The sequence below is a fragment of the Chloroflexota bacterium genome (genome assembly GCA_018825785.1).
In the GTDB taxonomy this organism is placed as follows: Bacteria; Chloroflexota; Dehalococcoidia; order JACVQG01; family JAHKAY01; genus JAHKAY01.
Window position 1 is genome coordinate 36792 of sequence record JAHKAY010000037.1, and the last position, 25654, is coordinate 62445.

The following is a 25654-nucleotide window of genomic DNA, read 5'->3' on the forward strand; positions in this document are numbered from 1 at the left end:
ATTAACCACTTCCCCCTTATACTGACTGTAGTGAATAATTTCACATTAGTTGAGCGGCTGAGAGAGGGATGAGCGATGATAATCTGCAATAACGGTGATGACGTCCTGGAGTTTGAAGCCCTGGAGGATGAGGATGTGGAAGAGGACGAAGGCCTGCCATTGCAGGGGGAGCGCACCAGAGCCGGCGGGGCGGTGACAGGCAGGGGGGTTGAAGTGGAATGGCAGGTCCCGGCCGCAGTCTCTGCGTTTGGAGACCTCCTGGAGGAGACCAGCGGTGTGGACACCAATGTGTGCTACCAGTGCCGGAAGTGTGTTAGCGGGTGTCCGGTGGCCTATGCCATGGACTATACCCCTGTCCAGCTTCTCCATGCCGTCCGGCTGGGGCTGAAGGACCTGGTCCTGGGCAGCGCCACCATCTGGCTCTGCGCCTCCTGCGAGACCTGCGTCACCCGTTGCCCGCAGAATGTGGACATAGTCAAGGCCATGGACTCTCTCCGGGTCATGGCCCTGCGCAGCGGGGTCAAGTCGGCGGTGCCCGAGGTGGCCGGGTTCTACCGCTCCTCCCTCCAGAATATCCGCCTCTTCGGCCGGATGTATGAGCTGGGGCTGATTGCCCAGTTGAAGCTGTCCACCCGCCAGTTCGCTAAAGACCTGGACTTGGGGGCACAGATGATGAAGAAGGGGAAGCTAAAGCTGCTGCCGGAGTTTGCCAGCCTGGGCGCTGCCCGGAGGGTCGTCTCCCGGGCCAGTAAGCTGGAGGGAAAGTGAAATACGCCTACTATCCGGGCTGTTCCCTCCACTCCACGGGCAAGGAATACGATGCCTCCCTACGGGCGGTATGCCTGAGGCTGGGCATTGAGCTGGTCGAGGTTAAGGGCTGGGTCTGCTGTGGCTCCGCAGCGGCCCATGCGGCTTCCCGGCGCCTGGCCGTGGCCCTGCCCCTGAAGAATCTGGCCCAGGTGGAGAGGCAGGGGCTGGAGGAGGTGCTGGTCCCCTGCGCGGCCTGTTTCTCCCGGTTCAAATTCGCCTGGCACGAAATAGAGGGCCAGCCGGAGCTGCGCCGGGAGATGGAGGATGTGGTGGAGCACCACTTCGGGGACGGGCTCCGTATTCTCCATCCCCTGGAGGTCATGGCCCGCGACGAGCATCTGGCCCAGCTAGCCTCCCTTAAGGGCCCAAGCCTGGCCGGGCTGCGGGTCGTCTGCTACTACGGGTGCCTCCTCACCCGTCCTCCCGAGGTAACCCACTTTGACGATGCTGAATACCCCCAGAGCATGGACCGGTTGCTGTCGGCCCTGGGGGCCTCGGTCCTGGACTGGGGCTACAGGACTGACTGCTGCGGCGCTTCTTTCTCCCTTACCAGGACGGACATTGTGCGCAAGTTGAGCCACGATATCCTGGAAGGGGCCAGGGAGGTGGGTGCCGAGGCTATCGCTACGGCCTGTCCCCTGTGCCAGCTGAACCTGGACTCCCGCCAGAGGGAGATTGAGGCCGAGTACGGCACCAGGTACAACCTGCCCATCTACTATTTCACCCAGCTAATGGGCCTGGCCTTGGGGGTGCCCAGCCGGGAGCTGATGCTGGGGAGGCACTTTGTGGATGCCCGGAGGGCCCCGGAGAAGGTGGTGATGCCATGACAAACAACAGAAAGACGGGCTCAGTGCTGGTGGTGGGGGGTGGTATCGCCGGGATGCAGGCTTCCCTGGACCTGGCTGAGTCCGGGTTCAAAGTCTATATGGTGGAGAGCAGTCCCGCCATCGGGGGAAGGATGGCCCAGCTGGACAAGACCTTCCCCACCAACGACTGCGCCATGTGCACCCTGGCCCCCAGGATGGTGGATGTGGGCGGCCACATTAACATTGAAAAGCTGACCTATTCCGAGGTCGTGGGCATAAAGGGGGAGCCGGGCCACTTCCGGGTCAGCGTGAAGAAGAAGGCGCGCTCTGTTGATGCCGAGAAATGCACCGGTTGCGGCGAATGCACCCTCAAATGCCCTGTCCTAAAAGCCAAATCGCCGGTGGTGCTTTCAGAGTACGATGCCGGGCTCGTCCGGCGGGGTTCCATCTACATCCCCTTCGCCCAGGCGATACCAAAGGTAGCAGTTATTGACCGCGATTCCTGCCCCTATTTCCAGCAGGGTCGTTGCAGGGCATGCGAGAAGATCTGCCAGGCGAAAGCGATAGATTTTGACCAGAAAGACGAGGTAGTGGACCTTGAGGTGGGGGCGGTGGTGCTGGCGGCCGGCTATGAGATAGGCGACCCGGAGCTGAAGAAGGAGCTGGGCTATGGCCGCTTTGCTAATGTGGTCTCCAGCCTCCAGTTCGAGCGGATGCTCTCCGCCAGCGGGCCCTCCACAGGCACAGTGCTGCGTGCTTCTGACCAGAAGCCGCCCAAGAAGATAGCCTTCATCCAGTGCGTGGGCTCCCGGGAGATAGACCACAACTACTGTTCCTCCTTCTGCTGCATGTATGCCACCAAGGAGTCCATCATCGTCAGGGAGCACGCCACCGAGACCGAATGCACCATCTTCTACATTGACCTGCGGGCCTTCGGCAAGGGATATGAGGCCTATTACCAGAGGGCCAAAGAGCTGGGCGTGCGCTATATCCGCTGCCGTCCTTCCTCGGTGAGAGAAGTGCCGGGGACCAGGAACCTGGTGCTCCGCTTTGAGAAGGAGGATGGCTCCCTAACCGCGGAGGAGTTTGACCTGGTGGTCCTCTCGGTGGGGGTGAGGCCCGCGCCCAAGGCGAAGGGGCTGGCGGAGATTTTTGGGGTGGAGCTGGACAGCCACGGCTTTGTCCGGACCCACGATATGGCCCCCGTGGAGACCTCCATGCCGGGGGTCTATGCGGCGGGGGTGCTCTCCGGCCCCAAGGACATACCCGAGAGTGTGATGGAGGCCTCGGCGGCGGCCTCCCGGGCCATGGCCCTTCTGGCCGAGGCCAGGGGCACCCTGGTCGGGGAGAAGCGCTATCCGCCCGAAAGGGATGTTTCGGGGCAGGAGCCCCGCATTGGCGTCTTCGTCTGCCATTGCGGGAAGAACATCTCGGGCGTAGTCAAGGTGGCCGAGGTGGTGGAACATGCCCGCACCCTGGCTAATGTGGTCTATGCCGAGGACAACCTCTATATCTGCTCCACCGATAGCTGTGAGCGCATCAAGCAAAAGGTCCAGGAGCAGGACCTCAACCGGGTCATTGTGGCCTCCTGCACCCCCAGGACCCACGAGCCCCTTTTCCGGGACACCGTCCGGCAGGCGGGCCTCAACCCCTACCTGTTTGAGATGGCCAATATCCGGGACCAGTGCTCCTGGGTGCATATGCACGAGCCGGAAAAGGCCACCAGGAAGGCAAAGGACCTGGTGAGGATGGCCGTTGCCAAGGCCAGGCTCTTGGAGCCGCTTTATTCATCCTATGTCCAGGTGAACCCCCGGGCCCTGGTGCTGGGTGGGGGGCTGGCAGGAATGACCGCCGCCCTGGAGCTGGCAGGGCAGGGCTTTGAGACCTACCTGCTGGAGAAAAGCCCGGTCCTGGGCGGAAACCTGCGGCGGGTCAGGTTCCTCCCCGACGGCACAGACGCCCAGGAGAAGCTGGCTTCCCTGGTGGCCCAGGTCACTGGCCACCCTCTACTGCATGTCTATACCAACGCCGAGGTGGTTGACTTTGAAGGCTCTGCGGGGAACTTCAAGACCAGGTTCACCTCCAGCGGGGAGCCCCATGAGATTGAACACGGGGCCGTCATCGTCGCCACCGGAGCCCAGGAGTACCGGCCATCGGAGTATCTCTACGGCCAGCACCCGGGGGTGATAACCCAGCTGGAGCTGGAGGAAAGGCTGGCCAGAGGGGACTTCAAGGCAAGGTCGGTGGCGATGCTCCAGTGTGTTGGCTCCTGTGAGCAGGTCCACGGCTACTGCAGCCGCCTCTGCTGCGCCCAGGCGGTCAAAAATGCCCTCGTAATAAAGGAGAAGAGCCCGGGTACCAGCGTTTTCGTCCTCCACCGGGACATGCGGACTTACGGGTTCCATGAAGCCCGCTATGGAGAGGCCAGGGAGAAAGGGGTCCGGTTCCTCCGCCTGGCCGAGGGCGATAGGCCACAGGTCTTGCCCGTCAATGGCCGGGTGAAGGTCTCGCTGCTGGATGACATACTGAAGGCGAAGTTGAGCATTGAGGCCGACCTCCTGGTCCTTTCCACAGGCATTGCCCCCGGGGAAGGCAACAAGGACATAGCCCAGAAGCTGAAGGTCCCCCTCACCCAGGATGGCTTCTTCCTGGAAGCCCACATGAAGCTGAGGCCTGTGGACTTCGCCACCGACGGCATCTTCCTCTGCGGGCTGGCCCATAGCCCCAAGACTGCTTCCGAGAGCATTGTCCAGGCCTCGGCGGCCGCCGCCAGGGCGGCTACCGTCCTGTCCAAACCGCGCATCCAACTGGAGGCGGCCATCTCGCAGGTGTTGGACGAGAACTGCGATGGCTGTGCCTACTGCGTTGAGCCCTGCCCCTACCACGCCATCACCCTCATGGAATATGCGAAGGACGGGGGCTCCAAGAAAACGGTGGATGCCGACCCGGCCAAGTGCCGGGGCTGTGGGGTGTGCCAGGCCACCTGCCCCAAGAGGGGCATCCTCGTCCGCAACTTCCGGCCGGACCAGCTCTCCGCCATGGTAGAAGCGGCCCTGGCAGGATAGGGAGGCGCAATGACAGAAAACGGCTATGAACCCCTCATCATCGCCTTCTGCTGTAACTGGTGTTCCTACGCCGGGGCAGACCTGGCGGGTGTTTCCAGGCTCCAGTACCCGACCAACCTCCGAATTATCCGGGTGATGTGCTCGGGCATGGTCCATCCCAATCTGGTAATGGACGCCCTGACCAAGGGGGCTGACGGCGTCCTCATCTGTGGCTGCCACCCCGGCGACTGCCATTACCTGGAGGGGAACCTGAGGGCCCAGGCCCGGTCGGATGCCATCAAGCTCATGCTCCAGGACTTCGGCATTGAGGAGGACCGGTTCCGGCTGGAATGGGTCTCGGCCTCCGAAGGCCCCCGTTTCGCCCAAGTGGCAACGGATATGGTGGAAAAAGTGAAGAAGCTGGGGCCCAGCCCCTACAGGGCAGGGTGAGGGGCACCGTGGAGCTTTCGCGCCGCTTTGGGGGCAAGAAGTTCATGTGGGACGGGAACACCCACTCCACCGAGGAGCAGGCCCGGCAGAAGACCCGGGAGTACCAGGAAAGGGGCTTCCAGGTGGAGCTGGTGGCGGAGCACGACAGCGATGACAGGTTCTACCTCTTCACCCGGCGGGAAGTCAAGGAAATTGTGGTAGAAGGAAAACCTTAGTGAAAGGAGGAGCAACTATATGGTAAGGGTGGCTTCGGAATGGCTGGCAACCTGCGGTGGCTGCGAGATAACCATCCTGGATATCGGTGAGCCCCTACTGGACCTCCTGCCCAAGCTCCAGTTCGTCCACATGCCCGTAATCATGGACCACAAGTACTACGGGCAGACTGGGGAAATGGAGTTTAATATCCCCGAGGCCGATGTCGGCCTCATCAGCGGGAGCATCCGCAATGAGGAGAATGCCAAGGTGGCCCAGGAGATGAGGAAGAAGTGCAAGACCCTTGTTGCCGTGGGCTCCTGCGCCAATTTCGGCGGCATCCCGGCCCTGGCCAACATGTTTACACTGCAGGATATGTTGGATACGGTCTACCGGAAGACCAGGACCACCGTCCCCGCCGACAACCCTTCTATGGACATCACCCCTCTAGGGGACCGGGTATATTCAGTAAGCGAGGTGGTCAAGGTTGACCTGGGGCTGCCCGGGTGCCCCACCACCCCGGAGCTCATAGCACAGGCCATAGTCGCCCTGCTGGAGGGAAAGCCCTTCAGCCTGGTGGAGAGGAGCGTCTGCGATGACTGCCCCACCAGGAGGGAGAAGAAGGCGGTCTCCTCCCTGAAGAGGCCCCTGGACAGGGTGGAATTCGCCCCGGGCCAGAAGTATGAGGATGTCCGCTGCTTCATGGAACAGGGCTATCTCTGCCTGGGCCCGGCCACCAGGACGGGCTGTGGCGGGACGGACAAGGTGCCCCGCTGTATCCGGGCCTATACGTCCTGCCGGGGTTGCTTTGGCCCCATTCGGGCCGGGGCCAATCCCATGGTGGACATGATGGGGGCCCTCTCCTCTGTTGGCCTTGACCCCAGGCAGATAGAAGACAGGATGGCTACCTTCAACCGCTTCGTGGGCGTGGTGGGCCGCTTGCGGCCCGTTGCGGTGCGGTAGAGAGGAGGCGAGATGAAGCAGATTATTCTGCAGCCGGTAACCCGCATTGAGGGGCATGCCAAGGTAACCATTCAGCTGGATGACCAGGGGAATGTGGCCGATACCCGGGTCAACGTGGTGGAGTTGAGGGGGTTTGAGAAGTTCTGTGTGGGGAGACCCGTGGAGGAGCTACCCCGCATTGTCCCCCGCATCTGCGGGGTCTGCCCCTGGGCCCATCACCTGGCCTCCTCCAAGGCCTGCGATGCTGTCTTCGGGGTGGAGATTCCTCCCGTGGCCAAGAAGCTCCGGGAGCTGGCCTATATGGGCCACTTTATCCACAGCCATGTCCTCCATTTCTTCGTCCTCTCCGGGCCAGACTTCGTCATGGGGCCTGGTGCCGACTACACGGTGAGGAACGTCATAGGCATCGCCCAGAAGGTCCCCGATATAGCCAGGCAGGTCCTGCGCACTCGCTTCCTGGGCCAGATGATGACCCAAATACTTGGGGGCAAGGCCATCCACCCCGATGTCTCCGTCCCCGGGGGCTGGAGCAAACCCGTTACCAAAGAGGAAGTGGTCAAGCTCAAGGAGATGGCCAAGGAATGCCTGGACTTTGCTACCTTCGCAATGAACTTCGCCAAGAAAGATATCTTTCCCCAATACCTGGAGGTGGTGAAGTCCTACGCTCCTATCTCCACCGGCTTCCTTGGGATGGTCCAGGATGGGGCGCTGAACCTCTATGATGGCAACCTGCGGATGATGACGGCCGATGGCAAGTACGAGGATTTCCCCGGAGAGAGATACATGGACCACATCGCCGAGCACGTAGAGCCCTGGACCTATCTGAAATTCCCCTATTTGAAGAAGGCGGGCGGCTTCTCCATGGCCCTGGATAAGCCGGTGGGCATCTACCGCACCAATTCGCTGGCCAGGATAAATGTGGTTGACCGGATACCCACTCCCCAGGCCCAGGCGGAGCTGGAGGAGTTCCGGAAGAACTTCGGCAGACCCGCCCAGCTCACCCTCCTTTATCACTGGGCCCGGTTAATTGAGCTGCTCTATGCGGCGGAGAGGGCTGTGGAGCTTCTGGCCGACCCCGGGATAACCGACCCCAACACCAGGAAGGCGGTAACCCCCAGGGCGGCTCGGGGGGTGGGGGTAGTGGAAGCACCCCGGGGCACCCTCATCCACGATTACGAGACCGACGAGAAGGGCCTGGTGAAGGACGTCAACATCATCGTAGGCACCACCCACAACAATGCCGCCATAAACATGTCGGTGAAGAAGGCCGCCCAGGACGTCATCAAGAATGGGAAATACGACCAGGGGCTGCTGAACCTGGTGGAGATGGCCATCCGGGCCTACGACCCCTGCCTCTCCTGTGCCACCCACGAGCTGGACGGCCGTATTCCGGTAAGAGTGAACATAGTGAATCATGCTGGCGAAATTGTGGCTAACCTGGTAGATTAGAGGAGCCGGGGGTGATGGGTTGGCAGATGCTGGCTATGTCCCTGAATATTGTCGCAAGGACACTCTCGTCCTGGGGTGCGGCAATGTCCTCCTGGGGGATGACGGGTTCGGGCCCCAGGTAATAGCCTATCTTCAGAGCCATTACCCCCTTCCGGAAGATGTTGCCCTGCTGGATGTCGGCACGGGGGTCCAGGGGGTGCTCCTGGACCTGGCCCTCTCCCAGCAGAAGCCCAGGAGGCTGGTCTTGGTGGACGTCCTGGATAGAGGCCAGCCTCCCGGGACCATCGCTACCCTCCGTGTAGACAGCCTTCCCCCGGGGAGGGGTGGGGATTTCCTCCCACATCTGAGCCCCACCTCCAGTCTCCTGCGGGAGCTGGAAAAGCTGGCCGGGGTGGAGGTGGTCCTGCTCACCGTTCAGTCCCCAGGGCTTCCCCAAGAGGTGCATCCGGGTCTGTCGGCACCAGTGCTGGAGGCGGTGCCCCGGGCCTGTGAGCTTATTGCCAGGAGCTTTTTCTCCCATGCATGAGGGTTCTATCGCCGAGGAGCTGGTGGAGGAGGCCGTGGCCCGGGCCATGGACACGGGCATCACGCGCATAACCCGGGTGAGGGTGAGATTGGGGGCGGAGGGCCATGTCACAGGGGAAGCCCTCAGCTCCTGGTTTGACCTGGCGAAGGCCGGCACCATAGCCGGGGAAGCGGTGCTGGAGATTGAGCAGGCAGAGGGAAAGGATATTGTCCTGATGTCCCTGGAGGGTGTGGCGCCCGATGCCCCGGAGCATAGCTGACCTGGAGTTGACCAGGGCCAGGGTCCTGGTGCGGGGGGTGGTCCAGGGGGTGGGTTTCCGCCCCTTCGTCCACCGCCTGGCCCACGAACACGGCCTGAAGGGATGGGTGCTCAACTCCACGGAAGGGGTGGTCATCGAGGTGGAAGGCCCCTCCCAGAAGCTGGAGGCCTTTCTCCGGGACCTGGAGGGGAAGCCGCCCCCCAGGGCGGTGGTGGAGAAGGTGGAGGCTAGTTTTCTACCCCCCCTGGGCTATACTTCCTTTACCATTGAGGCCAGCCTCCAGGCCGCCGATGAGTTTGTCCTCATTTCCCCTGACATCTCCATCTGCGCCGACTGCCTGAGGGAGCTCTTCTCCCCCGCCGACCGGCGCTTCCGCTACCCCTTTATCAACTGCACCAACTGCGGGCCCAGGTTTACCATAGTCAAGGATATCCCCTACGACCGCTCCAAGACCACCATGGGGGTCTTCCAGATGTGCCCTGAGTGCCAGAGGGAGTATGACGACCCGGCGGACCGCCGCTTCCACGCCCAGCCTAATGCCTGCCCCTCCTGCGGCCCCCATATCTGGCTGGCGGGAAGGGACGGCTCGGTGCTGGTCGAGGCTGAGGGGGCTATCCAGGAGGCCCGCCGCCTCCTGGCCCGGGGCGCTATCCTGGCGGTGAAGGGGATTGGAGGCTTCCATCTGGCCTGCGATGCCACCAGTGACGCCTCGCTCTCCACCCTCCGGGAGCGAAAGCACCGGGTAAACAAGCCCTTCGCCGTCATGTCCCTGGACCTGGGGGAGGTAGACAAATACTGCTACCTGGGTGAAGGGGAGGGGCAGCTCCTGGGGTCGCCCCAGCGGCCCATCGTCCTCCTTCGCCGTCGGCCCGGCTCCCCCATCTCTGCCCTGGTTGCCCCCAACAACCTCTACCTGGGTGTCATGCTGCCCTACACCCCCCTGCACTACCTGCTCCTGGAGAAGGACCGGGAAGGGGACCTGACGGCCCTGGTGATGACCAGCGGCAATATGAGCGAGGAGCCTATCGCCAGGGACAACCAGGAAGCCCTGGAGCGCCTGGGGGGGCTGGCTGACGCCTTCCTGCTCCATGACCGGGATATCCACGTGCGCTGCGATGACTCGGTGACCCGGCTCTTTGAGGGCAGAGAGTCCCTGCTGCGCCGTTCCCGGGGCTATGCCCCCTTCCCGGTGCGCCTTCCCTTTGAGGTAGGGCCGGGGCTGGCCTGCGGGGCCCACCTCAAGAACACCTTCTGCCTCACCCGGGACAACTACGCTTTCCTCAGCCACCATATCGGCGACCTAGAGAACCTGGAGACCCTGGCCTCCTTTGAGAGCGGGATTGAGCACTTCAAGGGCCTCTTCCGGGTTGAGCCCCAGGTGGTGGCCTATGACCTCCACCCGGAGTATCTGTCCACCCGGTACGCCCTGGAGCTGAAGGGGAAGCGACCTGATGGGATGGCCTTCATCCCGGTGCAGCACCACCACGCCCATGTGGCCAGTTGCCTGGCGGAGAACGGCCTTTCCGGCCCGGCCATCGGCGTAGCCTTTGACGGCACCGGCTACGGGGAGGACGGTCAGGTATGGGGTGGCGAGTTTCTGGTAGCGGACTACTGCGGTTTCGAGCGGGCGGCCCACCTCCGCTACCTGCCCCTGCCCGGGGGGGAGATGGCCATCCGAAAACCCTATCGCATGGCCCTGAGCTACCTGGGCCATCTGCCAGGAGACCTGGTGGGGGACCTGGCCCTTCTGAAACGGGTCAGTCCGGTGGAGCAGGCCGTGGTGGAAAAGCAGGTGAAAGAGAGGTTTAACTCCCCCATGACCTCCAGCATGGGCCGGCTCTTTGATGCCGTGTCCTCCCTGGTCGGTATCTGTGATGTCATTACCTACGAAGGACAGGCGGCCATGGAGCTGGAGATGGCCGCCGATGAGGCGCTGGAGGAAGGCTACCCCTGGCCCGTGGAGGCCGGGGGGTCCCCCCTGGTCCTGGACTGGGCCTATCCCCTTGAGGGGGTCATCTCAGACCTGAAGGCCGGGGTTCCGGTGCCGGTTATCTCTGCCCGGTTCCATGATTCTGTGGCCGGGATGGTGGCCCGGACCTGCTCCGTCATCCGGGAGAGGACGGGGCTGGAGCAGGTGGTCCTGAGCGGGGGCGTCTTCCAGAACATTTTCCTCCTGGAGCGGGCCCTCCGCCATCTGCGCCGCCAGGGGTTTGAACCCTTCATCCACCACCAGGTCCCGCCCAATGATGGGGGCATCGCCCTGGGACAGGCGGTGGTGGCCAGCGCCAAACTCCAGTCCAAGCTCGCAAAGAGGGGAAAGGGGATATATGTGCCTGGCCGTACCGGCTAAGGTTGTCAGCATAGATGGCGAGACCGCCCTGGTGGAACTGGGAGGGCTTACCCGCCAGGCCCGCACCATGCTGGTGCCCAGTGTAAAGGTAGGCGACTATGTCCTGCTCCATGCCGGCTTTGCCATCCAGACCCTGGACGAGGCCGCGGCCCAGGAGACACTGGGGCTTCTGGCCAGGATGGCTGAGGCCGGGGCGGGGGAGGCGTGAGGTTCCTCACCGAGTTCCGCCAGCCCGCCCTTGCGGAGGCTCTGGCGGAGAGGATAAGGAGATGGTCCGGGCCGCCGGTGAGCCTGATGGAGGTATGCGGCACCCATACCGTAGCCATCTTCCGCCATGGCCTCCGGGGGCTCCTGCCGCCCCAGGTGAGGCTCCTCTCCGGCCCGGGCTGTCCGGTCTGCGTCACCCCCAACAGGGAAATAGACAAGGCCATTGCCCTGGCCAGCAATCCCGGGGTCATCCTGGCCACTTTTGGCGATATGATGAAGGTGCCGGGGAGCTACTCCAGCCTGGCCGAGGCCAAGGCCTCGGGCGCTGACGTGAGGGTGGCCTATTCCCCCATGGAGGCCGTGGAGATAGCCCAGGGGAACCCCAAGAAGGCGGTGGTCTTCTTCGGCGTGGGCTTTGAGACCACCGCGCCCACCACGGCGGCCTCCCTCCTGGAGGCAAAGCGCCTGGGGCTGAGGAACTTCTTCTTCCTCTCCGCCCACAAGCTTGTCCCCCCGGCGTTGATGGCCCTGCTGGAGGCGGGGGAGGTGCGAATAGACGGCCTCATCTGCCCCGGGCATGTGAGCACCATCATCGGCTCCCGGCCCTACGAGTTCATCCCCCGGGACTATGCCATCCCCTGCGTCATCTCCGGCTTTGAGCCCGTGGACATCCTCCAGGCCATTGCCATGCTGCTTGACATGCGGGCGGAGGGGAAGGCCGAGGTGGCCATCCAGTACCGCCGCGCCGTGCGCCCCCAGGGAAACCCCCAGGCCCTGGAGACCATGGCCGGGGCCTTCCAGGTAGGGGGCGCCGAGTGGCGGGGGCTGGGCCCCATCCCTCAGAGCGGGCTTCACTTGCGTGATGGAATGGAGGCCTTTGCTGCCGAGCGGCACCTGGAGATGAAGATAAGGCCGCCCAGGGAGGCAGTTGCCTGCCGCTGCGGCGAGGTCCTCCGGGGGCTCATCAACCCGCCCGAGTGCTCTATTTTTGGCACAGGGTGCACCCCGGAGCATCCGGTGGGGCCGTGTATGGTCTCCACCGAGGGTACCTGCGCCGCCTGGTTCCTCTACAAGCCGGGGGGCTGAGTGCCGCGAGCCCGGGTGCTGCTGGGCCACGGGAGTGGGGGCAAGCTCACCCACCAGCTCATAGAGTCGCTATTCCTGTCCCAGCTGGCCAACCCAATCCTCAAGGCCCTGGACGATTCGGCGGTATTCTCGGTGGATTCCAGAGGCAGGCTCGCTTTCACCACGGACTCCTATGTGGTCCGGCCCCTCTTCTTTCCAGGGGGGGACATCGGTCGGCTGGCCGTCTGCGGCACCGTCAATGACCTGGCCATGGTGGGGGCCACCCCCCTCTATCTGTCGGCGGCCTTCATCCTGGAGGAGGGGCTGCCCCTGGCTGACCTGCGCCGCATCACCGCTTCGCTGAAGGGGGCAGCCCGGGAGGCGGGGGTGAAGATTGTGGCCGGGGATACCAAGGTGGTGGAGCGGGGCAGCGCCGACGGCCTCTTCATCAACACCGCGGGACTGGGCCTGGTGCCTGAGGGAGTGGACATCTCGGGGAGCAACGCCCGGCCGGGCGATGCCGTAATCCTTTCCGGGCCCATCGGCAACCACGGCATCTCGGTGCTGCTGGAGCGGCAGCAGATGGGGTTCGTCAGCACGGTGAAGAGCGATGTAGCCCCCCTGAACCTCCTGGTGGCGGCCATGCTCCAGGCCAGCCCCAATATCCATGCCCTCCGGGACCCCACCCGTGGGGGCCTGGCCACCAGCCTGGTGGAAATGGCCCGCCAGTCCGGCGTGGCTATCCGCATCCACGAGGGGAAGGTCCCCGTAGACGAGGAAGTGGCCGCCGCCTGCGAGATTCTGGGTTATGACCCTCTCTATGTGGCCAACGAGGGGAAGCTCATCGCCCTGGTGGCCCCCCAGGATGCCCCTGGGGTTATCCGGGCCATGAAGAAATCCCCCTACGGCCGGCAGGCCACTATCATCGGCGAGGTCCTGGCCGAGCCCCGGGGAAAGGTCCTCATGGCTACCCGGGTGGGCGGCACCCGGATAGTGGACATGCTGAGCGGGGAACAGTTCCCCCGCATCTGCTAGAGTTCACGCCGAAATTCGCCCCAGGGGGAGTTCAGAGGGGGTTTGACCCCCTCGGGGCACCCGCTACAGCGGGTCGGGGGTCTGGGGGTGTCCCCCAGATAATCTATCTTCCCCCTCTCCTTGCAGGAGAGGGGGTCAGCGGGTGAGGTATAGGCCCCTTGGCTGGCGGGTTCTGCTACAATGCTCCTGAGGAGGAGCCATGATACGGTATGAAAGGCATGTAGCTCAAGCGGAGCTTCTGAGCCCCCTCAAAAATTTTGAGCCCGATTCCCAGCCTATTGAGCACCGGGTGGACCCCCTTATGGGCTTCACCTCGGTGGTGAGGACGGGCAGGAAGTTCTGGCAGGCCCTCTACAATACCGATGAGAAGCTCCTCAAGGAGCTGGTGGAGGGCTCCCGGGGGCGGTGTTTCTTCTGCCCGGAGAAGGTGGCCTCCGCCACCCCCCTCTTCCCCAAGGACTTCATCCCTGAGGGCCGGCTGGTGCTGGGGGAGGCGGTGGTCTTCCCCAACCTCTTCGCCCACAAGGAGTTCAGCGCCATCGCCGTCTTTACCCGGGACCACTACCTCCCCCTGGACGGCTTCACCCCGGGGGTGCTCCTGGGCGGCTTCCGTGCCGCCATGGCATACATCCGGCGGGTCCATGAGAAATACCGGGCCAGGTATGCCGAGATAGGCTGGAACTACCTCTTCACCGGAGGGGCCAGCATTATCCACCCCCACCTCCAGGTCATCGTTTCCCACCAGCCCTATTACCTTATCAAGGAGATGGACTGGCGGGCCAGGAAGCACCTGGAGGAATACGGGGTGAGCTTCTGGGAGGAATACCTGAAGGAGGAAAAGAGAGAGGGGAAGCGCTATCTGGGGGCGATAGGCAATACGGAGTGGTTCTGCCCCTTCGCCCCCACCCGCGAGGACGAGGTGAACGCCGTAGTCCGGGGGAGGTCCAATTTTCTTGAGCTAAGAGACGCTGACTGGGAGGCCCTGGCCGAGGGCCTGGCCCGGGCCCTGCGCTACTACCGGGAAAAGGGCCTGTCCAGCGTAAACATGGCGTTATACTCCGGCCCCCTGGGGGAGAGGAGCCCCCATCTGTGGGCGGGGCTGAAGCTCGTCTCCCGGACCTCCGCCCAGGCCACCCCCGTCAACGATGTCTGGTACTCCAGCAACCTGCTCCTTGACGGCTTCGTCACCGACCCCCCCGAAGATTTGGCCAGAGAGATAAGGAAATACTTTTGACTCACGGACCAACCAACCTCTTCACTTCTCTCCTGCGCTACTGTGGAGAGCAGAAAGAGCATTTTGTTGGCGAAGCCTTTGTTCTGGTCTTGAATAGTCTCCTCAGCAGCGACCGCAAGATAGCCGTTGAGATTCTAGGCGACCTTTGCGGGACTGACACGTTTGGCTGGCATGAATCTGATGACATTGTAATTCGTGCCCAAGGTTATGCGGGAGACGCCGGGACCCCTGACATTACCATTGGCTCCCGTGACAAGAAGGTGTATGTTGAGGTGAAGGTAGAAGCCCCCGTAGACGGCGAGCAACTCCACAAGTATAGGCGGTCTCTGGAGTCGTTCGGGGTGAGGCAGCGCCAGCTGGTGTTGCTCACCAAGCTGCCCGCTGAACTGCCGCCTGGGCTGGAGAAGGATGTAAAGAAGGTCTACTGGCATGAAGTTCGCCAGTGGCTTTCGAAGCGGGAGGCAGCAGTAACCGACAGAATTAGCCGGTACCTGTTAAACTCCTTTGCAGCATTTCTAACAGAAGGAGGCATTTCCATGGAAAGAGTGGATGGGGACTACCGCATGCTGAAGTATGCTCTGCCCAGTTGCGCAATCTTGTAGATGTATTGGAAACAGTGAAGAAAGGGGTCAACGGTTCATCCATTACTGTTGGACGATGGTGGGCCGGTTTCCTTTGTAGGTCCGGAAAGCCAGAAAAGGAATTGTGGTTTGGGGTGGACTTTGATGAACCATTTGTATTCCCTACTATTTCATTTCATGTCCTCAAGCCAATCTCCTTTGACTTAGACAAGCTAGAAAAAGCTCTGAAAGGGATGCGGCATCCGTTCCACAGACGGGAAGGAGACCTGACCAGAAAGGCTATGTTCTACTGGGACTTGGAAGCCCTCGGCTTCTTCTCACTGTCGTTGGACGAGCAAAGAGACCTGATGAAGGCAGTAGTAGTGGGGGCGTGGGAGGCAGCCAAGGAAGCTCGTAAAAAACCCGAGGCCAAAGAGTAGGGCAGTCCTTCTTATTTCTCCTTAAACACGGGTTCGCGCTTTTCCAGAAAGGAGCAGGCTGCCTCCTGGAAGTCCCCATTTTCAGCGGGGAACCCGCTTGCAGGCGTCAACGATTGACCCCGAATACACAAAACGGGGATAATGGGCCGTATGGAGAGGAAGGCCCTCTTTGAGCCCCTTCCCCTGGGGGGCATCAGGCTTAAGAACCGGCTGGTCATGGCCCCCATGGGGACCAACTATGCCTCCACGGCTGGCGAGGTCACGGAAAGGCTCCTGGACTACTACGAGGAGAGGGCCCGGGGTGGGGTGGGGCTCATCATAGTTGAAGCCGCCAATGTGGCCTTTCCCCTGGGGTCAACCCTGGAGCGCCAGCCCAGGGCTGATGACGATGGGTTCCTTCCCTGCCTGGAGGGGCTGGCCCGGAGGCTCCATGCCAATGGGGTGGGGGTCCTGCTCCAGCTCTGCCACGGTGGCCGGGTGGCCCGCTCTCGCCTCTACGGCCAGGTGCCGGTGGCCCCCTCCCCCCTCGCCCCACCCGGGGGAGAAATCCCTCGCGAGCTGACGACGGGGGAGATTCCCGAAATCGTGGCCCTCTTCGTCCGGGCGGCAAGAAGGGCCCAGAGGGCGGGCTTTGACGGCGTGGAGGTCCATGCCGCCCATAGCTACCTCTTGAACCAGTTCCTCTCCCCCGCTGCCAACCGGCGTCCGGACGGCTACGGGGGGGACCTGAAGGGCAGGGCCAGGCTCCTCCTGGAGGTCCTCCGGGAGACCAGGAGGGAGGTGGGGAGGGGCTTTGTCCTCTCCTGCCGCATCAACGGGGCTGAGTTCGGCCTCACTGACGGCATCACCCCCCAGGACTCCCAGGACCTGGCCCCCCTTTTAGAAGAGGCCGGCGCCGACATCATCCATGTTTCGGCCTTTGGCTATAACCATCCTGTTATGCGGGCCTCGGCCCCCTCGGAGCCGGGCTTTGAGCTCCCTCTGGCCGAAGGGGTCAAGAAAAAGGCCAGGGTGCCGGTCATCGCCGTGGGCCGGCTCACCCCGGCCATGGCGGAGGGGGCCATCCAAGAGGGCAGGGTGGACCTGGTGGCCTTTGGCCGGGCCCTCCTGGCTGACCCCCAGGCGCCCAATAAGATAGCCCTGGGCCGGGAGGAGGACGTCTGCCCTTGCATCAACTGCCTCAAGTGCCGCGATGGACTGCAAGCGGGCAACCCCGTCACCTGCCCTGTCAACCCAACCCTGGGCCGGGAGAGGGAGCTAAGCCTTTCCTCTGCCCGCCGGAGGAAGAAGGTGCTGGTGGTGGGGGGTGGGGTGGCGGGGATGGAAGCGGCCAGGGTCGCCGCCCTGAGGGGGCACCAGGTCTGGCTCTATGAGAAGGCGAGGTCCCTGGGGGGCCAGCTCCGGGTGGCCTCAAAGCCACCGGAGAAGCAGGACCTTGACGGGCTCAATGTCTATCTCCAGGCCCAGATAGGGAAGCTGCCGGTGAGGGTGAAGAGGGGGAAGGCGGTGACCCCGGAGGTGGTGGAGGCCCTGGGGCCCCAGGCGGTGGTCCTGGCCATGGGGTCCGCCCCTTTTACTCCGGGCATCCCCGGCATTGAGCAGAACCGGGTGGTCCTGGCGGCGGAGGTGCTGAGAGGGAGGGCTGTAGCAGGGGATAGGGTGGTGGTGATAGGGGGGGAGATGGTGGGGTGCGAGACGGCTGACTTCCTGGCCGGGAAGGGCAGGAAGGTGACCGTGGTGCGGCGGGGGGAGGAGTTTGCCACCAGGATAAGTCCCACCAACCGCCGGGCCCTCCTGGCCCGCTTGGCCCAGAAAGGGGTGGAGCTCCTGGCAGGGGCCAGCTACCAGAGGATTACCCCCCAGGGGCTCCTCATCCGGGACAGGGAGGGAAGGGAGAGGTTGCTGGAAGCAGACACCATCGTCATGGCCGCCGGGGCTCGCCCCCAGGACGACGGGCTGGCCCAGGCCCTTGAAGGTAAGGTCCCACAGCTTTACTGGGTGGGGGACTGTGTGGAGCCCCGCACTATCCAGGAGGCCATGGCCGAGGCCTACACCACGGCCCAGGGGCTTTGAGATGGCCTGGCATTGCGAGTATAACTACAAGTGCGCCGGGTGTGGGGAGCCCTATATCAGCTACGCCCCCGGGGTGAAGTGCCCCCGTTGTGGGCAGGCGGGGGATGAAGACTATGATATCATCGGCGAGGCCCTGAAAGGGGCCTGGTTCCACCTGGAGTATCACGGACGCGTCCTTCCCCCCGACTACGCCGTCTCCAGCCTGGCAGACCACTATCTAAGGCTTTCTTTTCTGGCCCTGGAGGCCTTTTTGGAGGAGGAGAGCCAGGATGCTGAAGGGGTGACGGGGTCGATAATGCGGCGCATTGACTTCCGGGACCATGAGTACCTCCGCCCCCACCTTGAGGACTATTTTCCCCTCCTCCTCAGGCGCTTTCAGCAGGGCTCCGCCCCCACCGGGAAGGGCGACTAGGGCCCTTTTCCTTGACAGGGGCAAGGGGAGAGGGTAGAATAACCCAAGATATGTACGCGATAGTCCAGACCGGGGGCAAGCAGTACCAGGTTTCCCCCGGTCAAACTTTTGAGGTGGACAGGCTCCCTGTCCCGGAGGGGGTAAAGATGGAGCTAGACCAGGTGCTCCTCCTCCAGGATGGGGAGAAGGTGGTGGTGGGCACCCCTACCGTCCCCGGGGCCTGCGTGGTGGTTACTTCCCTGGGGGAGGTGAAGGGGGACAAGCAGATAGTCTTCAGGTACAGGGCCAAGGTCCGCTACCGCAGGAAGACAGGCCACCGGCAGCGCTATACCCAGCTGCGGGTGGAGGATATAAGGCTGGAGGAATAGCATGGCCCATAAGAAGGGGGGGGGCGCCTCCCGCAATAACCGGGACAGCAAGTCCAAGAGGCTGGGGATAAAGAGATTTGAGGGCCAGGTGGTTCTTGCTGGCACCATCTTGGTCCGTCAGCGGGGCACCCGCGTCTACCCGGGGGAAAATGTGGGGGTAGGGAGGGACTTCACCCTCTATTCCCTGGTGGATGGGGTGGTGAACTTCGGGCCCCATAGCCAGGAACATAAAAAGGTCTCGGTGCTGGCCCAATGAAGGAGAAGCTCCACCCCAAGTACCACCACGACGCCAAGGTAGTCTGTTCCTGTGGCAATACCTTTATCACCGGCTCCACCAGACAGCTCATAAAGGTTGAGGTATGCGGCCGGTGTCACCCTTTCTATACTGGCGAGCAACGCATCAGGGATACCGGGGGGAGGGTGGAGCGCTTCAAGAGGCGTTTTAAGACCGAGTGAAGGTGAAGGGGAAAAGAGAGGGAGCGGAGGCCTCCGCTCCCTTTTTGGTTGGCGCGCGGTGAAAGATTCGCCCCGGTTCCACTATGGGGGCCAGGCCCTCATCGAGGGGGTGATGATAAGGGGAGAGAAGCATGTCTCCATCGCTGTGCGCCGGCCCATCGGGGATATTCGTCTCCTCTGCCAGCCCCTGGGGAGGATTTCGGTGGGGAGGTGGGGGAAGGCCCCCCTGTCCCGGGGGGTGGTGGTGCTGGGGGAGACCCTGGCCCTGGGGATGAAGGCCCTCCTCTATTCCGCAGAGGTGGCCCTGGAGGAGGGGGAGGAGAAGGCGGAGCTTCCCAAGGGCCTGGCCTGGGGGACGGTGGCCGTGGCCATGGCGCTGGGGGTGGGGCTCTTCTTCCTGGTGCCCTTCTTCCTGGCCCAGCTGCTGAAACCCGCCCTGGCCTCCCCCTTTCTCTTCAACCTGATGGAGGGGCTTATCAGGCTGGTCATCCTCATTCTCTATCTGAAGGTCATAGGCCTCTTCGGCGACATCAGGAGGGTCTTTGCCTACCACGGCGCGGAGCACCGGGTAATCAATGCCTACGAGGCCGGGGTCCCCCTGGAAATAGAGCAGGTGAAGAGCTACTCTACTGCCCACGCCCGGTGTGGGACCAGTTTCCTCCTGGTGGTGGTAGTAATAGCGGTGCTGGCCTTCAGTCTATTGGGGAGGCCGCCCCTGTGGCTGGCGGTCCTGGGAAGGATTGTCCTCCTGCCGGCCATCGCCGCTGTTTCCTATGAGCTTATCCGTCTGGGGGCGAGGCATCACACTAACCCGGTGGTAAGGGCCCTTCTCTGGCCGGGGCTTCTTCTCCAGGGCCTCACCACCCGCCCCCCCGATGATAGCATGTTGGAGGTGGCCCTAAAGGCCCTCCAGGGTGCCCTGGAAGCGGACGGGGCTACTAAGGCGGGTTCTCCAGCGGCGTAAAAAAGCAGGTCCGGTTGCCGGTGTGGCAGGCGGGGCCCCGGGGGCGCACTTTCAATAGTAGGGCGTCCCCGTCGCAGTCTTCGGAGATGCTCACCAGTTCCAGGATATTCCCCGAGGTGGCCCCCTTGTGCCACAGCTCCTTGCGGCTCCGGCTGTAGAACCAGGCCTCTTTCTGCTTCAGGGTCAGGCGGAGGGCCTCCCGGTTCATGTAGGCAAGCATCAGAACATCGCCGGTCTCCGCATCCTGGGCGATGGCGGGGATGAGGCCGTTGGAATCAAACTTCAGCTTCATAGTCTTACTGGTACTCCTCGTTCATTCAGGTATTCCTTCACCTGGCGGATGGGGTGGGTGCCGTAGTGGAAGATGCTGGCGGCCAGGACGGCGTCGGCCTTGCCCTGGACGATGGCCTTATAGAGGTGCTCCGGCTTCCCCGCCCCGCCGCTGGCGATTACCGGAATAGACACCCTCTCGGCCACCTTGCAGGTGAGCTCCAGGTCGTAGCCCGTCTGGTGGCCGTCGGCGTCCATGCTGGTGAGCAGAATCTCCCCCGCCCCCAGCCCTGCGACCTTGCCGGCCCATTCCAGGGCGTCCAGGCCGGTGGGGGTCCTGCCCCCGTGGATATAGACTTCCCACCCGCCGTCCCCCCTCTTGGCATCGATGGCCACCACGATGCACTGGCTGCCGAACTTCAGGGCTCCCACTTCAATGAGCCTGGGGTTCTGGACAGCGGCCGTATTGATGGCTACCTTGTCAGCCCCGGCCTCCAGGATTTTCCTCATATCCTCCAAGGTGCGCAGTCCCCCGCCCACGGTGAGGGGGATAAAGACCTGGTCCGAGACCCTCTCCACCACCTCCCTCATGATCTCCCGGGCATCGGAGGAGGCGGTGATGTCCAGGAAGACCAGCTCATCTGCCCCCTCGCGGTCATAGAAGGCGGCCAGTTCCGCCGGGTCGCCGGCATCCCGGAGGTGGACAAAGCTGACCCCCTTTACCACCCTCCCGGCGGTGACATCCAGACAGGGAATAATGCGCTTGGTAAGCACGGGCCCTATTCTAGGGCCAGCATTTCAACCTGTCAAAGCCAGGGCCGGTTAGCTCACTGCCCCGGGGCAGAGCGGATTGCGGCCGCGGCGAGCGAAAGGTATTGACAGACAGCTTTCCTTCTGCTACTTTGTGGCCGACTGTATCCAGGTAGTAAATGGTCAAGGAGGGTGGAATGAAAGCCTACTGTATGAAGTGCAGAGCCCAGAGAGAGGTCAAGAATCCTAAGTCCATATTAATGAAGAACAAGCGTCCCGCCACCCAGGGCGTGTGTCCTGTCTGTGGCACCAAGGTGTTTCGCATAGGGAAGGGCTGACAACCGCCCAATTCACCGAACCCGCAAAACTGCCTTAGGTGAGCTTTTGTAGCCCGAAAGAAGGGCTGCAGGCTGGGGCTATTGGGTGTTTTGTCCCTGATAGCACTGGTCGCCATCAAGCTCGCCCCAGGGCGGTTGCTCTCTAACCTGAGCAGGTTGCCAGGGGAATATCAGTGACTGCAATTCAAGCTGTCATTCTCGGAATCGTGCAAGGCTTGACCGAGTTTGTGCCGATTTCAAGCTCAGCGCACCTTATCATTATCCCCTGGCTGTTTGGCTGGGATGACCCGGGCCTCGCTTTCGATGTGGCGCTGCACCTGGGAACACTGGTTGCCCTGCTCTGGTTTTTTGCGGCAGATTGGGTGCGGTTGGTGCGCGCGGGAATCGCCAGCATTGCTGAGCGAAGAATCGGTGACGATTCGGACCGGCAGCTGGCATGGCTGCTGGTCATCGGCAGCATCCCCGGGGGCATTGCGGGCGCGCTGGGCGAAGGCAAGATAGAGGAGCTGTTTCATCAACCCGGCGCGGCCCACACGCCACAAGCAATGATTGCCATGGCAATTGTCATCGCTCTGTTGGGCGCAGCCCTGTTTGTAGCGGAGCGGGTCGCGCGACACATCCGAGAGCTTGACCAGGTGTCACTCAAAGATGCGATAATGATTGGACTTGCCCAAGCGCTGGCGATTTTCCCCGGCGTCTCCCGCTCCGGCAGCACCATCACAGCGGGACTTGCTCTGGGATTTCGGCGTGAAGCCGCAGCGCGCTTTTCCTTCCTGCTCGCTGCGCCAATAATGGTGGGCGCGGGTCTCAAGAGTCTTTTGGACGTTTACAGCGAACTGAAAATTGGGGCGATGGTCCAATCGGAGCTGTTTCCCTTTGCAATTGGCTTTGTCGCCGCTGTCGTTAGCGGTTACCTGTGCATCAAGTTCCTGCTGCAATTCCTGCAAAAGAACTCTACAGACATTTTCGTGTACTACCGCTGGCTGTTGGCGGCGCTGCTCATCATTCTTGCGTTCGGGCGAGATTAGCGACTGCCACCAATATACGCGCAGTCCCGCGTAGCCCCCTCGATCTTAACAGGTTCTTAATATTTGGTTGCTAGAATGTTTATTGGAAAGGAGGAAAGAGAAGAATGTTGAGACGCAAGAGGTTTGTCATTATCGGCCTTCTGGCCGCGGTTCTGCTGGTCGGGAGCCTAGCCGGGTTGGCCCTCGCCCAGACAGTGGATACGGGGCAACCCCAGACCTTGTTAGCCAGGGTTGCCGCTATCCTGGGCATTGACCAGCAAAAGGTGGAAGACGCTTATGCCCAGGCCCAACGCGAGATGCGGGACGAAGCCGTGGATAGCTACCTCAAGAACCTGGTTGACCAGGGCAAGATAACCCAGGGGCAAGCTGACCAGTACAGCGGCTGGTGGCAGGCCAGGCCCGAGGCGCTGCTGCCCGGAGCCATGGGGCGGAACTTCGGCTTCCACGGGTTCAGGGGCGGGATGAGGGGGGGCAGAGGCTTCTGTTGGGGCCTGCCTCCCATTCCTGCTCCGACCCCCCAGGCTTCTGGCACGTCGTTCTAGGGTGCTCTCGGGGTCGGTTGCAGACCAGTTGAATATGGGATAGGTCCAGTCCAGCCGAGCCGCTTCAGGAGAGGGGGAGGTCCCCCTCTCCTGGCATATTGAGCACCCCGGTGGAAGAAATGGAGATGCTGGTCTTAATGATTCCTTCATAATTTCGTTCTATTATTTGGGGGAGCAGCGCAGATAATCGTAAGGGAGAACAAGGATGGCTGGCAAAAGGATTCTGGTGGTCGATGATGATGCCAAGACCGTGGAGTTGGTGAAGCTGTACCTGAGCAGGGATGGCTACAAGGTCCTCACCGCCTACGATGGGATTGAGGCGTTGCGCCTGGCGCGGGAGAGCCGTCCTGACCTCATTGTTCTTGACCTGATGCTGCCCGGACTAGATGGTCTCCAGGTGTGTCGCACCCTCAGGAGGGAGTCGGATGTGCCCATCATCATGCTTACGGCCAAGACTGCTGAGGAGGACAGGCTAGTCGGTCTAGACCTGGGGGCGGATGACTATGTGACCAAGCCCTTCAGCCCCAAGGAACTGGCAGCTAGAGTGCGAGCCGTCCTGCGGCGTCTTCCTGAGGAGGCGCTTCAGCGTGGGCCCGTAGAGATAACCCATGGCGAACTCACGGTGAACTTCCTCACACATGAGGCATCCCTTGCCGGTAAGCCACTGAACCTCACCCCCATAGAATTCAGGTTGCTGGGGGTCCTGATGAGGGAACCGGAGAAGGTTTTCAGTCGGGCAGAGTTAATTGACAAGGTCTTCGGATATGATTTCGAAGGCTTCGACCGCACGGTGGATGTCCATATCCGTAACCTGCGCAGGAAGCTGGGGGCGGACCCTGACCATCCCAGGTACATCAAGACGGTGTACGGAGCAGGTTACAGATTTGGGGGAGGGGTGAGATGACCCACTCTTTTCGGTTTCGCCTCCTGCTGGCTTTTGCACTGGTGATAGCCGTAGTCATTGGCACGGTGTCCCTTTTCGTTGCCCGTAGCGCAGCAGGCAGAATCCATGAGTACCAGCTACAGAGCAATGAGACGCGCTCAGCCAGGATGCAGTCGGTGCTGTCCCGCTACTATGCGGGGAGGGGGGAATGGGCCGGTATTCAGCCTTTTGTAGAGCAGATGGGAACGCTCTACGGACAGCGCATTATTGTGGTCGACAGCAGCGGCGTGGTGGTCGCTGACTCCCACCACGGTTTTGTCGGCAGTCGTCCGGACCCGCGCTGGTCGGGCAGGGTTCTGCCAATACGACCCCCACCGATGCCAGGCGGAGCCAGGGAACCCGGCACTCTCTACATCAACCCCGAATCTGCTTCTGAGGCTGACTCCATCTCTGTTCAGAGCCTGGCCAACTCAATAAACCGTTTTCTCCTCTGGGGTGGACTTCTGGCCGTTGGTCTGGCTATGGTGTTCACCACCTTCCTGTCCCGTCGAATTTCGGCTCCTCTTCGCGCTCTTACCTCGGCGGCCAGGCGGGTGGGCCAGGGGGACTTCTCCCAGAGAGTCGATATCCGCGGCAAGGACGAGGTGGCAGAGCTGGCCCGGACATTCAACTCCATGGCCAACGACCTGACTCGGGCTGAAAAACTTCGGCGCAATCTCGTAGCCGACGCCGCTCACGAGCTAAGAACCCCTCTTTCTAACATCCGCGGCTATCTAGAGGCTGTTCGCGATGGGCTCATGCAGCCCGATGCCTCAACACTCCACTCTGTCTATGAAGAGGTCCTTCTTCTCTCAAAGCTCATCGAGGAACTCCAGGAGCTGTCGCTGGCGGACGCCGGCGAACTGAAGCTGTTTCGCCAGCCAGAAGACATCTCTGAGCTGATTCAGAAGGTAGCGGGTGCCGTGCAAGCGGCAATCAAGGCTAAAGGACTGTCCCTCACCGTTGACCTGGCCGATGGACTCCCTCTTTGCCATATAGATTCCCACCGGATTGGTCAGGTCTTGCGCAACCTTCTGGACAATGCGGTAGCCCATACACCAGAAGGTGGCGCCATTGCCGTAACCGCCGTGGAACAGGGTAACTGGGTAGAGGTGGCCGTGGCCGACACGGGCGAGGGCATCCCACCGGAGGACTTGCCCAACATCTTTGAGCGGTTTTACCGGGTAGATAAGTCTCGTGCCAGGGCGACAGGGGGCAGCGGCCTGGGGCTCACCATCGCCAAGCGCCTCGTGGAAGCCCACGGCGGCAAGATTGGGGTTCAGAGCGAGCCGGGAAAGGGCAGCTGTTTCGCATTCACCGTTTCCCGGGCTGAGCAGGCTTCTTCAGCCCTGGGCGATATGGAGGCATAAATGCTGGACGCGTTGAGGACTTTGAAGCTGTGGCAGATTCTGGTACTGGCAGTAGTGACCCTTGGCACCGCCGCGGGCGTCTATGGTATCTATAGCTGGGCCACCAGCCCTGACACTTCCTCCCTCCCCGCCAACACCCAGCTTGTCCCGGTGGAATACGGCGACCTGGTCAACACTGTGAGCGCCTCCGGCAGCCTCGTTTTCCCCACCAGGGCCCAGCCGACCTTCGGCAGTGCAGGAACGGTGGAGCAACTAAATGCCAAAGATGGCGAGACGGTGAAAAAGGGGCAGGTGCTGGCCAAACTTGACAGCGCATCTTTGATATCTTTACAGAAGACGGTGGCCCAGGCCAGGGTCAATTTGAGGAACGCTGAGGACAACCTGGAGAAGGCCCGGAACCCCTACACAGAGTTGGACATTGCCCAGGCCGAGGCCGCTGTTACCGCGGCCAGGGTGGCCATCAAGACAGCCCAGGATAACCTAGAGAAGGCCCAGAATCCCTACACAGACTCGGACATTGTCCAGGCCGAGGCTGCTGTTACCGCGGCCAAGGTTGCCATCAAGACAGCCCAGGACAACCTGGAGAAGGCCCAGAATCCCTACATAGAATCGGACATTGCCCAGGCCGAGGCTGCTGTTACCTCGGCCAAGGTTGCCATCAAGACAGCCCAGGATAACCTGGAGAAGGCCCAGAATCCCTACACAGACTCGGACATTGTCCAGGCCGAGGCTGCTGTTACCGCGGCCAAGGTTGCCATCAAGACAGCCCAG

General features: G+C 62.2%; 29 protein-coding genes. 27 read left to right on the plus strand and 2 right to left on the minus strand.

Annotated elements, in window-relative coordinates; translation table 11 throughout:
- The first annotated feature begins 75 nt into the window (after positions 1-75).
- From KJ624_05610 to KJ624_05715, 22 genes are all read left to right on the plus strand, one after another.
- Positions 76-768 carry a 4Fe-4S dicluster domain-containing protein gene (locus KJ624_05610; protein MBU2009291.1) on the plus strand — a complete coding sequence of 231 codons (693 nt, stop codon included), beginning with the start codon at positions 76-78 and terminating at the stop codon, positions 766-768.
- The gene (locus tag KJ624_05615; GenBank protein MBU2009292.1) at positions 765-1637 is read left to right on the plus strand and encodes a CoB--CoM heterodisulfide reductase iron-sulfur subunit B family protein; all 873 of its coding nucleotides are present in this window, start codon (positions 765-767) and stop codon (positions 1635-1637) included. Before KJ624_05610 ends, KJ624_05615 begins: the two co-directional genes overlap by 4 nt.
- Positions 1634-4681: a CoB--CoM heterodisulfide reductase iron-sulfur subunit A family protein gene (locus KJ624_05620; protein ID MBU2009293.1), complete on the plus strand. Its 3048-nt coding sequence runs from the start codon at positions 1634-1636 to the stop codon at positions 4679-4681. Before KJ624_05615 ends, KJ624_05620 begins: the two co-directional genes overlap by 4 nt.
- 9 nt (positions 4682-4690) lie before the next feature.
- Positions 4691-5110, plus strand: a complete 420-nt coding sequence (locus KJ624_05625) for a hydrogenase iron-sulfur subunit (protein MBU2009294.1) — start codon at positions 4691-4693, stop codon at positions 5108-5110.
- A gap of 8 nt (positions 5111-5118) precedes the next feature.
- On the plus strand, positions 5119-5325 hold the full coding sequence (locus KJ624_05630) for a hypothetical protein (protein MBU2009295.1): 207 nt from the start codon (positions 5119-5121) through the stop codon (positions 5323-5325).
- Positions 5326-5344: 19 nt separating this feature from the next.
- Positions 5345-6265 (plus strand): methyl viologen-reducing hydrogenase, encoded by a 921-nt coding sequence (locus KJ624_05635; protein MBU2009296.1) that lies wholly within the window; start codon positions 5345-5347, stop codon positions 6263-6265.
- Between the two features lie 12 nt (positions 6266-6277).
- Positions 6278-7714, plus strand: coding sequence for a Ni/Fe hydrogenase subunit alpha (locus KJ624_05640; GenBank protein ID MBU2009297.1), 1437 nt, complete (start codon positions 6278-6280; stop codon positions 7712-7714).
- Between the two features lie 19 nt (positions 7715-7733).
- Positions 7734-8240 (plus strand): hydrogenase maturation protease, encoded by a 507-nt coding sequence (locus tag KJ624_05645; protein ID MBU2009298.1) that lies wholly within the window; start codon positions 7734-7736, stop codon positions 8238-8240.
- Complete coding sequence (locus tag KJ624_05650; protein ID MBU2009299.1) at positions 8233-8499, plus strand: hydrogenase maturation nickel metallochaperone HypA; 267 nt, start codon at positions 8233-8235, stop codon at positions 8497-8499. Before KJ624_05645 ends, KJ624_05650 begins: the two co-directional genes overlap by 8 nt.
- A complete protein-coding gene (gene hypF, locus KJ624_05655; protein MBU2009300.1) occupies positions 8480-10849 on the plus strand; it encodes a carbamoyltransferase HypF in 2370 nt (789 codons plus the stop codon). Before KJ624_05650 ends, hypF begins: the two co-directional genes overlap by 20 nt.
- Positions 10827-11057: a HypC/HybG/HupF family hydrogenase formation chaperone gene (locus KJ624_05660; protein MBU2009301.1), complete on the plus strand. Its 231-nt coding sequence runs from the start codon at positions 10827-10829 to the stop codon at positions 11055-11057. The genes hypF and KJ624_05660 overlap by 23 nt, the downstream gene beginning before the upstream one ends.
- Entirely contained in the window at positions 11054-12142 is a 1089-nt protein-coding gene (gene hypD / locus KJ624_05665; protein MBU2009302.1) for a hydrogenase formation protein HypD, read from the plus strand. Before KJ624_05660 ends, hypD begins: the two co-directional genes overlap by 4 nt.
- Positions 12143-13156: a hydrogenase expression/formation protein HypE gene (gene hypE / locus KJ624_05670; GenBank protein MBU2009303.1), complete on the plus strand. Its 1014-nt coding sequence runs from the start codon at positions 12143-12145 to the stop codon at positions 13154-13156.
- 199 nt (positions 13157-13355) lie between these two features.
- Complete coding sequence (locus tag KJ624_05675; protein MBU2009304.1) at positions 13356-14390, plus strand: hypothetical protein; 1035 nt, start codon at positions 13356-13358, stop codon at positions 14388-14390.
- Positions 14387-14992 carry a PD-(D/E)XK nuclease family protein gene (locus KJ624_05680; protein ID MBU2009305.1) on the plus strand — a complete coding sequence of 202 codons (606 nt, stop codon included), beginning with the start codon at positions 14387-14389 and terminating at the stop codon, positions 14990-14992. The genes KJ624_05675 and KJ624_05680 overlap by 4 nt, the downstream gene beginning before the upstream one ends.
- Positions 14993-14997: 5 nt before the next feature.
- Positions 14998-15390, plus strand: a complete 393-nt coding sequence (locus KJ624_05685; protein MBU2009306.1) for a hypothetical protein — start codon at positions 14998-15000, stop codon at positions 15388-15390.
- Positions 15391-15540: 150 nt separating this feature from the next.
- On the plus strand, positions 15541-17463 hold the full coding sequence (locus KJ624_05690; protein MBU2009307.1) for an FAD-dependent oxidoreductase: 1923 nt from the start codon (positions 15541-15543) through the stop codon (positions 17461-17463).
- Between the two features lies 1 nt (position 17464).
- Positions 17465-17875 carry a hypothetical protein gene (locus KJ624_05695; protein MBU2009308.1) on the plus strand — a complete coding sequence of 137 codons (411 nt, stop codon included), beginning with the start codon at positions 17465-17467 and terminating at the stop codon, positions 17873-17875.
- 50 nt (positions 17876-17925) lie between these two features.
- On the plus strand, positions 17926-18243 hold the full coding sequence (rplU, locus tag KJ624_05700) for a 50S ribosomal protein L21 (protein ID MBU2009309.1): 318 nt from the start codon (positions 17926-17928) through the stop codon (positions 18241-18243).
- 1 nt (position 18244) lies between these two features.
- Positions 18245-18499 (plus strand): 50S ribosomal protein L27, encoded by a 255-nt coding sequence (gene rpmA, locus KJ624_05705; protein MBU2009310.1) that lies wholly within the window; start codon positions 18245-18247, stop codon positions 18497-18499.
- Positions 18496-18699 (plus strand): 50S ribosomal protein L31, encoded by a 204-nt coding sequence (gene rpmE / locus KJ624_05710; GenBank protein MBU2009311.1) that lies wholly within the window; start codon positions 18496-18498, stop codon positions 18697-18699. The genes rpmA and rpmE overlap by 4 nt, the downstream gene beginning before the upstream one ends.
- A gap of 112 nt (positions 18700-18811) precedes the next feature.
- Positions 18812-19663, plus strand: a complete 852-nt coding sequence (locus KJ624_05715; GenBank protein ID MBU2009312.1) for a DUF1385 domain-containing protein — start codon at positions 18812-18814, stop codon at positions 19661-19663.
- On the opposite strand, the gene hisI is transcribed toward KJ624_05715, so the two are convergent.
- Together hisI and hisF are read right to left on the minus strand one after the other, a co-directional pair.
- Positions 19638-19955, minus strand: coding sequence for a phosphoribosyl-AMP cyclohydrolase (gene hisI, locus KJ624_05720; GenBank protein ID MBU2009313.1), 318 nt, complete (start codon positions 19953-19955; stop codon positions 19638-19640). The two genes, KJ624_05715 and hisI, sit on opposite strands and share 26 nt — an antisense overlap.
- Positions 19952-20707: an imidazole glycerol phosphate synthase subunit HisF gene (hisF, locus tag KJ624_05725; GenBank protein ID MBU2009314.1), complete on the minus strand. Its 756-nt coding sequence runs from the start codon at positions 20705-20707 to the stop codon at positions 19952-19954. The genes hisI and hisF overlap by 4 nt, the downstream gene beginning before the upstream one ends.
- Positions 20708-21194: 487 nt before the next feature.
- On the opposite strand from hisF, the gene uppP reads away from it, so the two are divergent.
- The 5 genes from uppP to KJ624_05750 all read left to right on the plus strand — a co-directional run.
- Complete coding sequence (gene uppP, locus KJ624_05730) at positions 21195-22049, plus strand: undecaprenyl-diphosphatase UppP (GenBank protein MBU2009315.1); 855 nt, start codon at positions 21195-21197, stop codon at positions 22047-22049.
- A gap of 107 nt (positions 22050-22156) precedes the next feature.
- The gene (locus KJ624_05735; GenBank protein MBU2009316.1) at positions 22157-22591 is read left to right on the plus strand and encodes a hypothetical protein; all 435 of its coding nucleotides are present in this window, start codon (positions 22157-22159) and stop codon (positions 22589-22591) included.
- Between the two features lie 205 nt (positions 22592-22796).
- Positions 22797-23495, plus strand: a complete 699-nt coding sequence (locus KJ624_05740; GenBank protein MBU2009317.1) for a response regulator transcription factor — start codon at positions 22797-22799, stop codon at positions 23493-23495.
- A complete protein-coding gene (locus KJ624_05745; protein ID MBU2009318.1) occupies positions 23492-24883 on the plus strand; it encodes a HAMP domain-containing protein in 1392 nt (463 codons plus the stop codon). Before KJ624_05740 ends, KJ624_05745 begins: the two co-directional genes overlap by 4 nt.
- On the plus strand, positions 24884-25654 hold a 771-nt coding region (locus tag KJ624_05750), incomplete at its 3' end, for a biotin/lipoyl-binding protein (protein ID MBU2009319.1). It lies immediately after the preceding gene.